This window comes from Pedobacter sp. UBA5917 (genome assembly GCF_002432345.1).
Taxonomy (GTDB): domain Bacteria; phylum Bacteroidota; class Bacteroidia; order Sphingobacteriales; family Sphingobacteriaceae; genus Pedobacter.
Map to the genome: position 1 here is coordinate 20,539 of NZ_DJDT01000003.1, position 10,877 is coordinate 31,415.

Here is a 10,877-nt window from a genome sequence, read left to right on the forward strand (position 1 = left end):
CTGCGTTTTCAGAAAGGATAAAGTCTTTTTAATAAGTTGGTGTAAAAACAAAATCCCGGTTAAAAGCCGGGATTGATTTGTTTAAAAGCTATTTTTAATGCTGTTGCTTAACGTTTTTGGCGACCAGTAACCACTGGCAATAATCCTGCGGATGGTAAACAAAGGATCTTTTTCATCACGTTTGGTCGATAATTGGTAAGCCATCCTGAAACCGCGTTTTTTCAGTTCCGGAATTCCTTCTGCATTCCATAAACCGAATGGGTAAGCGAATTCGGTCATTTTTTTACCGGTAATTTCTTCCAGTTTTTTCGTTGGTTTGTCCAATTGTTCTTCCCAATCTTTACCGGCATATTTTTTAAAATTTTTATGGTCATAGGTATGGCTTCCGATGATATTGCCTTCGTCTGAGAGTTGTTTAATCTGCTCTTTGGTCATGTAATCTACAAACTTCCCTTTTCTACCGATCGAAACCGTCATGATAAAATAAACCGCTTTATAACCCAATTTCTCCAAAGTAGGGCGTACAATGGTAAACTGATCCATGTCGGTATCATCAAAAGTTAACATAATCGGTTTACTCGGTAACGCAGCACCGGTGTTCAGGTAAGCATAAAGCTGATCGGGCAAAATGGTATGGTAACCGCTATCGGCCAGCATTTTCATCTGGTCTTTAAAGTTCTGGATTTCTACAATATAGTCTTTTCCCACTTTCCCATCGGTCGGTTTCCAGTTTCTTACCTGGTGATAACATAAAATGGGTACCTGTTTGCGGGCCAGAATTGTTTTGGCATCTGCAACCTTTATTTTCGAAACATCAACCGGTGTACCGGTTTCTGCAATGGTTTTAGTAGTTTGTACGGTAGAATCTTTAACAGTAGAATTTTCTGTTTGTGATTTAGACTGGCAACTGGCAAATAAAATTGCGCCGGCACTTATAATGGTTAAAAAACTGTATTTCATTTTTAGGATATATGGTTACAAAACTATAAAATCCGTCAATTATTCAGCTATCAAAATAAATAGTGTTAATAATTATTTTACATAAGGAGAATTACAAAACTATCGCTTTTATTACATGCTAAAGTGTATTTAATATGCTTTTATTAAATAATTTAGCGGCTCAAACAAATTTTGATGAATAAACTTTATAAACTCCTGCTGTGTGCGCAGTTTTTATCTTTAACTGTAGTTGCACAAACCAAAACATTTACCATAACCGAAAATATTCAGCCCCAACCTAAGGCAAATTATCAGCTTGCATCGCGTTTTTCGCCAAATAAGCTAAAGAAAATGGTGTATTCTACTGCTGTAGACCCACATTGGTTAAAGTTGAGCAACCGTTTTTGGTACACTTTCGAAAGTCCGAAAGGAAAATTCTGGTATCTGGTAGACCCTGCAACCAAGAGTAAAAAGTTGCTGTTCGATAATTCGAAACTGGCAGCTGATATCACTTTGATTGTACGCGATCCCTTTGATGCAGAACATTTACCCTTAGAGAACCTGAAATTTGCTGCGGATGAAAAAAGCATTTCTTTCGAAATCAAAAGTACGGTAGATGAGCTGAAAAAGGACCGGAAAGATAAGAAAGCCGCAGATTCGATGCAAAAGAAAATCTACTCTTTCAAATACGAACTGGCTAGTGCAAAGTTAACAGAGGTTCCGAATTTCAGTAAACCGAAACCAAAACCTAACTGGGGTTCGGTAGCACCCGATTCGTCGGCCATTATCTTCTCCCGTAATTATAACCTTTACTGGATGGATAAGGATAATTATAAAAAAGCGGTTAAAAATGAAGATGATAGTACTATTGTTGAGCATCAGTTAACCAAAGATGGTGTTAAATTTTATTCTTATGGAAGTGATGGTGATGGCGAAAATAATGTAGAAAACGAAAAGAACAATAAAAAACGCCGTGGTGCCTATGTACTGTGGTCGCCGAATTCGAAGTATTTTGTATTGGATAGGACCGATTCGCGCAAGGTGAAAGACCTTTGGGTAATTAACAGCGTTACACCTGGCCGTCCGACTTTAGAAACCTATAAATACCAGATGCCCGGAGAGGCCGAGGCACCACAGGATGAGGTTTTATTGTTCGATTTTGCTGCAAAATCTTATAAAAAACTAAGTGTTGCTGCTTTTAAGGATCAAAGCGTTTCGGTTTGGAGCAAACCTTCGTTAAATAAAGACCGCGATAACGAATTCCGACCATCAATATGGTTAGGGAACGATAGCCGCTTTTACTTTTCGCGAACCAGCCGGGATTTAAAACGCATTGATATCGGTACGGTTGATATTGCTACAGGTAAAGTTACACCGATAATCGACGAGCGTTTTAATACCTATGTTGAAGTAAACCGACCAGGTTTGGTGAACGATGGCAAAGAACTGATCCATTGGAGTGAGCGCGATGGCTGGGCACATTTCTATCTTTTTGATGAAAATGGTAAACTGAAAAACCAGATTACCAAAGGCGCTTTCCATTGCGAAAGCATTGTAAATATCGATGAGAAAAAGCGCATACTTTATTTTACCGCCAACGGACGTGAGGGGAAAGAAGATCCTTATTATTTACACTTGTACAGCATCAATTTTGATGGCTCTAACATGAAATTGTTAAATGCAGGCGATTTTGACCATGTGGCCAACATGAATGATAACAATACATTTTTTGTTGATAATTACTCGAGGGTAAACACGGCACCAAAAGCTACTTTATACGATGGAAGCGGTAAAAAGGTAATGGATCTTGAAACTACCGACCTTTCGTTATTAATGGCGGCTGGGTACAAATTCCCGGAGCCGTTTAAAGTGAAAGCTGATGATGGCATTACCGATTTATATGGTGTAATGTATAAACCTTTCGATTTCGATCCGAACAAAAAATATCCGATTATCGAATATGTATATCCAGGTCCGCAAACCGAAGCGGTAAACAAAGCGTTCAGCAAAAGCATGGACCGTACCGAGCGTTTGGCACAATTTGGCTATATCGTAATTACGGTTGGTAACCGCGGTGGTAACCCTTCGCGTTCTAAATGGTACCATACTTATGGTTACGGCAACCTGCGCGATTATGGTTTGGCCGATAAAAAAACAGCTATTGAGCAACTGGCCTCAAAATATGCTTATATCGACGAATCGAAAGTGGGTATTACGGGCCACTCGGGTGGTGGTTTTATGTCAACAGCAGCCATGTTGGTGTATCCTGACTTTTTTAAAGCTGCAGTTTCGAATGCCGGAAACCACGACAATAGTATTTATAACCGTTGGTGGAGCGAGAAACACCATGGTGTGAAAGAAATCATTTCGTTAAAAGGCGATACTTCATTTAAATATAGCATTGATAAAAATCCTGATCTGGCGAAAAACCTTAAAGGACATTTATTATTGATGCATGGTGATGTGGATAATAATGTACATCCGGCAAACTCTATCCGCGTGGCAAATGCCTTGATGAAAGCCGGTAAACGATTCGATTTCCTGATTATCCCTGGGCAGCGCCATGCATTTGGAGACATGACAGAATACGCGTTCTGGAAACTGGCTGATCATTTTAATAAATACCTGATCGGCGATTTCACTACACCGAGCGATGTAGACCTGGTTGAAATGGACAGGGATATTGAGCAAAACGGGAAGTAGGTATATAACGAACTCCGTGGTTCGTGTCTCCACTAACCATTTTAAATTAAATTATTGGCCTATGGAAACATAGGCCATTTTTTATATACAAATAACGCTGTGCCAATCCGTGCATCCGTAGCAAAAAAGATTAATCAGCCACGGAGACACGGATTAACACGGAAAAAACCTCGTTTTGGGTAGATTTGATATAAAAACTCTGTGTCAATCTGAGCATCCGTAGCAAAAAAGATTAATCAGCCACAGAGACACAGATTAACACAGAAAAAACCTCGTTTTGGGTAGTTTGGATATAAAAACTCCGTGCCAATCCGTGCATCCGTGGCAAAAAAGATTAATCAGCCACGGAGACACAGATTAACACGGAAAACCTCGTTTTGGGTAGATTGGATATAAAAATTCTGTGCCAATCCGTGCATCCGTGGCAAAAAAAATACCTAGAATACTCCAACAAAAAAGCCTCCCGATTTTTACATCGAGAGGCCTTGATCTTAGGTTTTTAGGTAATCCTTGGGTGTTTTGATCTTATTTATACAGGTAATTTACTGCAATTACATCGTTTGCATTGAAAGTGCGGTTGCCACCATTCGAGCAAGCCAACATAAATGAAGCAGCATCAGGAGCAGAAGGTGTTCCTGGGATCCTTACTGCGCCAACGTTCGATTGACCTTCGTTTCCTGCACCGCTAGAACCACAACTGAAAGCACGGTTCATATAATCGGTATGACGGAAACCGATGCAATGGCCAACCTCATGCTGAAGAACTGAAGCCAGGTACAATAAATTAGGATTTGTACCGTAAGCTGCAGGGTTAGTGTTCATTCTTACCTGGTTAAAAGGTGCGCCCGATGACGTAGGGAAGCCCGAAGAGCCTAAAGTAATAAAGCCACCGCTCGGACCTTCGTTAAAGCCAACAATGTCTATATTTCCTTTTGCACCTGCACTTGCCCTTTGAAAAGTAAGGCGTAAACCCAGTGAGTTGTATCTCGAAATCATGGTGTTTACTGCATCACTGTACACCTGTGGTAAATTGGTTACTGATACGGTAACTACACGTGGTAACGATTTCACAACGTTTGTGGTGCGGTACTGCTCGGTTTCGGCAATATTTAAATTTGCACCAGTAGAAGGTTCAGTTAAATTATCGTCTGTTAAAAGTATATCGCCTTCTACCAGATATCCTTCGTCGATCTTACGGATATTATCTGTACTAAAGCCTAATGATTTGATCTGTGATAATTTTTCTGCTGAAATATCAGTTTTGTTTTCTACTGCATTCTCTGTATTATTACTCTTACATGAGTATAGAGTTGTGAATAAAAGACATGCGGTAGCAATCGATAAAAATTTGGATGTTTTCATCTTGTTTAGGTTTGATTTTGTTTTAAATGAATAAGTTAGTTAATAATGTTTGTGGATTACCTAATAAATCCTAATTTAGGGAAGATAATCGATGTAATCAAAATTTTATAATAAAATAATATTTGAAAGTCAATACTGTATTTTTAGTTATATGTTTTTGTCTGTCTGTATTCAGTTTAAACGCACAGATACAACCTGAGGGAATAGAAAAAAAATTTGAAAAATATATTTCTAAAAACCCGGGTTTTTCGAAAATTACAAGCGATCAATCTGTTTTGGTCAGGTTTAACCATGTACTAAATGCAACAGAAATCAGGTTGTTAAATCCTAAAAAAAGGCTTGCGGGAGATTACTTTATCGTACAAAAATCAGCCCTCTCAAATCTTTCCAGCAGCGTAATAAATCAGGAACAGGCCAACGGATTGTGGAAGGTAAGCGATCGCCTGTTGAAAGTGCTAAATAAAACAGGTAAAAAGAGTGATGCTATTCTGGTTCGGTTGGCTTTTAAAAAGATTACCGAACAGCCCGATCTTACCAGGGAATTGCTTGTCAGATCAGTAGATAAAGTGAATAACATTTATACCGTTTCTATTTTGGCCGATGATTTAATGCTGTTATTGGAGCAAGATGACATTTTATATGCTGATGTTTTACCTGTAGCTAAAGAAGAATTGGTTATAAATGGCCTCGATCTGGGTTTAAACCAGATTTCCAATGCGCATACGCTGTTTCCAGGCATCGATGGTACAGGGATAAATCTATCCTTCAAAGAAAAGATGTACGATCAGAACGACCTCGACCTCCTGGGGAAAACAATCCCTAGAGCAGTTATAGGTGGTACGCCAACCAGTCATGCCACTACTATGGGTACCCTGGCATTAGGCAGTGGCAATTCGTTTATCAGGGGCCTGGGCGCTGCCCCGAAAGCTAAACTGGCTTATTCTGATTTTGATAACCTGATGCCCGATCTGGCCAGTGATTTAGCCCGGTTACAGATCAGGATCCAGAACCATTCGTATGGTACCGATATCGATAACGATTATGGGATAGAGGCCGCTGCTTACGACAAACAGATTTTTGAAACCGATACACTTATCCATGTTTTTTCTGCCGGAAATAAAGGTACATCAACACCATCTGTTGGGTTTTATCAGGGAATGACTGCCAGGGCGAATTTAACAGGCAATTTTAAACAGGCAAAAAACTTATTGGTAATAGGGGGGATTAACAGGGAAAATGTTTCCGAAAACCTGAGCAGCAAAGGCCCTGCCTACGACGGGCGGGTAAAACCGGAGCTTGTGGCCCTGGGTGAAGATGGAACTTCGGGTTCTGCGGCCATTACAAGTGGATCGATCGCTTTGCTGGAACAGTTTTATCTACAGAAATATAAAAAATCACCATCATCAGCGCTTATCCGTGCCACTTTAATTAATTCCGCCGATGATTTAGGTACACCTGAGGTTGATTTTCTGTATGGTTATGGTAAACTAAATATAACACAGGCTTTAAAAACGCTGGATGAAAACCGGGTTTCGATTTATCGTGTTGCAAAAAATCAGGATATGGTTGTGCCTTTAACCATTCCGGCCAATGCGGCTGGACTGAAACTTACCATTACCTGGAACGATCCGCCGGCAACGGTAAATGCTGCCCAGAGTTTGGTAAATGGATTGGATTTAAGTCTCGAAAATCCCTCCGGAAATTTGACGCTTCCGTGGGTGTTAAGTAATTATCCCAATTTAGATTCGCTTTCCAAACCGGCCGTACGTAAAGCTGATCAGATTAACACGGTTCAACAGGTTACACTCGATAATCCTGCTGCAGGGACTTACCATATTCATGTTAAAGGTAACCGCATTTCACAGGGAAACGACCAGGCTTTTGCACTGGCATATCATTATACGCTTAAAAATACCTTTTCATTTATCACTCCCGATCAAAATGGGTATTTTTTTGCTGATGAGGATAATTACATCCGTTGGGAGAATACTTATGCCGCTAACAACGGAAATTTATCGGTGAGCTATAATGGCGGAACAACATGGGAACCTATCGCCCAGAATGTTGATCTTGCTAAAGGTTTTTATAAATGGACTGCACCTAATCGGTTTTCAAAAGCCATCATTAAAATGGAAGTTGCCGGTAATACGGTACTGAGCCAGTCGTTTGTGATTTCGAGCCCCAGAACGATGAAAGTTGGTTATGTATGTACAGATGGTGTTGTGCTGAGCTGGAACCCTCAACCAGGGGCCAAAGATTATACACTTTATAACATTGTAAATAATGTGCTTACGCCGGTATTAACCCTTGCCGATACCCTTGCCAAAATCGATATCAGTAAAATTACCGGTAAATATTTTGCTGTGGCAGCCAATGGAGTAGATTTTACGGGTTTAAAAAGTTATACCATCGATTATACCCAACAGGGCGTTTCCTGTTATGTAAGGAGTTTATTTGCTTCATTGGCCGATGATGATAAGGTAAGGGTAGATTTAAGTATCGGTAGCACTTTAGACTTGAAAAATATCGTCTGGGAAAAACAGACAGGCGTAAATACCTTTAGTGTTTTACAACAGACTAAACCGGTTACAAATCAGTTAGATTATTTCATTTTTGATGATAAACCAAAAGAGGGTATCCAGTTTTACCGCGTAACCTTCGAAACGGCTAACGGACAGGTGCACAGCGACTTGGTTTCAGTGGTGTTCCTCAAGGCAGATCAGTTCTCTTTCTATCCAAACCCGGTGAGCGATTATTTAACCGTATTGAGTGGCTCGTTTGAAGATTATAGCTTGTCGATCTTTAATATTTTAGGTCAAAAAGTTTTTGAAGAAAAAGCCACCAGTTCTAATAGGTTTGCGCTTAGTGCATTATCTACAGGTGTGTATATAGGCGTTATTGTTAAAAACGGTCAGCAGTTAAAGAAATTTAAGCTAATTAAAAAGAAACTGTAATTTCCTGATCTATTTAGATACGCAGAGATTGGTTGTATGGAAATATTTCTGCGTAAATCCGTGTGATCAGCGGGAAATATGCCTCGAGATAGATCTCTCCAATTCACTGCGTTCCGGTCGAGATGAGGGTTCGTTTTGTAATTATCTATAATAATTTATCATTTTCTTTGTATTTTTCAGCTAATACGATCCATTATTTAAACCAATCCATAATAAATGAAAAAAATCATACTATTTTCCAGTTGCGCGCTGCTTTTCTTCAGCTCCTGTAAACAAGGTGCCAAAAGTACGGATACCGGTGCCGATTCTTTAGCGATTAAAGCCATTAACGATTCGAGTTTAACGCAATATCTATCGGTTATTGCAGCTGATAGCCTTGAAGGACGAAAACCCTTTACAAATGGCGAAACCAAAACCATAAATTACTTAAAAGCCCAGTTCGAAAAATTGGGTTTAGAACCTGGTAATGGAAATAGTTTTTTTCAGGAAGTGCCTATGGTCGAGATTAAATCGGTTCCTGAAGATAAAATGGTACTGAAAGGGAAAACCGCTTCGCTAACCTTAAACTATTTAACCGATTTTGTGGCAGGTACCAGAAGGGTTCAAAATGAAGTAAGTATCAGCAATTCGCCTTTGGTTTTTGCAGGTTATGGTATTGTGGCACCCGAATATGGCTGGAACGATTATGCCAATCTGGATGTTAAAGGAAAAACGGTTGTGGTATTGATCAACGATCCCGGTTTTGCCGATTCTACCTTGTTTAAAGGAAAAAATATGACTTATTATGGCCGCTGGACCTATAAGTTTGAAGAAGCAGCAAGGCAGGGTGCTACAGGGATTATTATTGTGCATGATACCGAACCTGCAGCTTACCCATGGACGGTTGTGCGCAGTGGTTGGTCGAAATCGAAACTTACACTTCAGAGCGAAGACAATGGTATGAACAGGGCAGTGGTTGAGGGGTGGATTACTTTGGACAAAGCCAAAGATCTATTTGCAATGGATGGAAAATCTTTCGATCAACTGGCATTGAGTGCCCGTAAAAAAGGTTTTAAAGCGGTTGATTTGAATATTACCACTTCATTAAAGGTTAAAAATACGATCAAAAAATCGGTTACCTATAATGTGCTGGCTAAAATAACCGGCGATAAACGTAAAGATGAAGCCATTATTTATTCGGCCCATTGGGATCATTTAGGTGTGGGTGAGAAAATACAGGGCGATTCGATCTACAATGGTGCTGTTGATAATGCCACGGGTGTTGCCGCTTTGTTCGAAATTGCCTCAGCATTTAAAAAGCTGCCAAAAGCGCCCGGCCGCACCATTTTATTTATTTCCTATACAGCAGAAGAGCAAGGTTTGCTGGGCTCTGAGTTTTACGCCAAACACCCTGTTTTTCCTTTAACAAAAACTGTAGCCAATATTAACATGGATATGATGGGTATTGCCGGTAAAACAAAAGATATTGTAGTATACGGTTTTGGCCAGTCTGAACTGGAAGATTATGCAGCCGAATCTGCCAAAAAGCAGGGTAGGGTAATTGTGCCGGATCCCGTTCCATCATCAGGTTTATATTACCGCTCTGATCATTTTAACCTGGCAAAAGTGGGTGTTCCATCCTTATTTACCGGCTCGGGTGTAGATAATATTAAAAATGGAAGAGCATGGGGATTGAAACAGGTGGCCGATTTTACCAAATTTCGTTACCATTCGCCGCAGGATAATTTTGATGCCAAAACCTGGGATTTATCGGGTATCGTAGAAGATGTGCGTATGCTTTTTGATATGGGTTACCGCATCAGTAACGAAGATTCGTTCCCGAAATGGAAAGATGGATCCGAATTTAAGGCCATCAGAGAGCAGAAATAAAACAAAAAGCGTCCCGATTTATAACCGGGACGCTCCTTGAAAAAAAGTCATTTATTAAGTTTTTTCCTTTCGGATACTTAATTAAAAGTAGAACTGAACACCTAATCTTGGTGCAAAAGTATCAGCATTTAAGCCAAAAGTATTGCTTTTAACTTTAGCGCCTGTTGCTTCAGATTTAACGCTATAGTTGTCGTAGCTTAAACCTTTAACCGAAAGTTCGATACCGATTTTTTTGGTTGGGAAGAAAGCAAAACCTGGAGCAACTTCTACACCGATTTTGGTGGTAGTACCTGTTTTAACTGAGTTATCTCCGTTTGCATCAGTAGTTTTTAAAGTACCGAAAGCCAAAGGCACAGATAATTGTCCGAAGAATTTAAATTGATCTGATAAACCAACATAGTAACGACCAAAAGGAGCAACTTTAAATGCACCGTTTTGTGTTCTGTTGCTTACTTTTTTATCGTATTCGTAACCAACACCAGTACCAATTGCAAAATTATTGCTGATAAAATATCCAACACTTGGTAATACGCTAAAGTTGAAATCTGCTTTTGGAGCGCCATCAACTTTTGTAGAGTTAACACCTACATTACCACCTAACATAAAATTTCCTTTTTCAGTTTGTGCTTTTGCACCATAAACTAAACCTGCTACTGCTACTAAAGATAATAATAGTTTTTTCATCTTTTTTATTATTTATTTGTTATTAAAATATAGTCAATTTTTACTATTTTAATATCTGACTATATTCGCCTAAAAGTCAACACTTGTGCCAAAAAACATTGCCTACGTCATCAAAAAATCAGTTTTTGGTCAACTGCTTATCCCACAATCAGATGTAAATTTAATGTTAAGTCAATATTATTTTCGTGTGACCAAAAGTTAATCGATTGATTAATTTTTTAGGCATGACAAATTGACAATCTGACTTTTTTTGTATAAATGTCAGATTTTTATGTAGCAGAAATGGCAGGTTATGGCGTAGTTTTGGTACGGATTATCATTTGGAAATTAATGTAAAGTTTTTCTTTCGCTCCTATGCCGCGGGGC

6 protein-coding genes are annotated in these 10,877 nt (G+C 39.3%); 3 read left to right on the forward strand and 3 right to left on the reverse strand.

Going from position 1 to position 10,877, the window contains the following annotated elements; translation table 11 throughout:
- Window positions 1-81 precede the first annotated feature (81 nt).
- Window positions 82-960 (reverse strand): polysaccharide deacetylase family protein, encoded by an 879-nt coding sequence (locus B2V92_RS00255; RefSeq protein WP_293303753.1) that lies wholly within the window; start codon window positions 958-960, stop codon window positions 82-84.
- A gap of 174 nt (window positions 961-1,134) precedes the next feature.
- Between B2V92_RS00255 and B2V92_RS00260 the strand changes: the two genes are divergently transcribed.
- Window positions 1,135-3,642, forward strand: a complete 2,508-nt coding sequence (locus tag B2V92_RS00260; RefSeq protein WP_293303755.1) for a S9 family peptidase — start codon at window positions 1,135-1,137, stop codon at window positions 3,640-3,642.
- Window positions 3,643-4,167: 525 nt separating this feature from the next.
- Here the strand turns inward: B2V92_RS00260 and B2V92_RS00265 are convergent.
- Window positions 4,168-5,004: a M57 family metalloprotease gene (locus B2V92_RS00265; RefSeq protein ID WP_293303757.1), complete on the reverse strand. Its 837-nt coding sequence runs from the start codon at window positions 5,002-5,004 to the stop codon at window positions 4,168-4,170.
- 122 nt (window positions 5,005-5,126) lie between these two features.
- Between B2V92_RS00265 and B2V92_RS00270 the strand changes: the two genes are divergently transcribed.
- Together B2V92_RS00270 and B2V92_RS00275 are read left to right on the forward strand one after the other, a co-directional pair.
- Window positions 5,127-7,958 carry a S8 family serine peptidase gene (locus B2V92_RS00270; RefSeq protein WP_293303759.1) on the forward strand — a complete coding sequence of 944 codons (2,832 nt, stop codon included), beginning with the start codon at window positions 5,127-5,129 and terminating at the stop codon, window positions 7,956-7,958.
- Between the two features lie 216 nt (window positions 7,959-8,174).
- A complete protein-coding gene (locus B2V92_RS00275; RefSeq protein ID WP_293303761.1) occupies window positions 8,175-9,827 on the forward strand; it encodes a M28 family metallopeptidase in 1,653 nt (550 codons plus the stop codon).
- 81 nt (window positions 9,828-9,908) lie between these two features.
- On the opposite strand, the gene B2V92_RS00280 is transcribed toward B2V92_RS00275, so the two are convergent.
- On the reverse strand, window positions 9,909-10,511 hold the full coding sequence (locus tag B2V92_RS00280) for an outer membrane beta-barrel protein (RefSeq protein ID WP_293303763.1): 603 nt from the start codon (window positions 10,509-10,511) through the stop codon (window positions 9,909-9,911).
- Window positions 10,512-10,877: the final 366 nt, after the last annotated feature.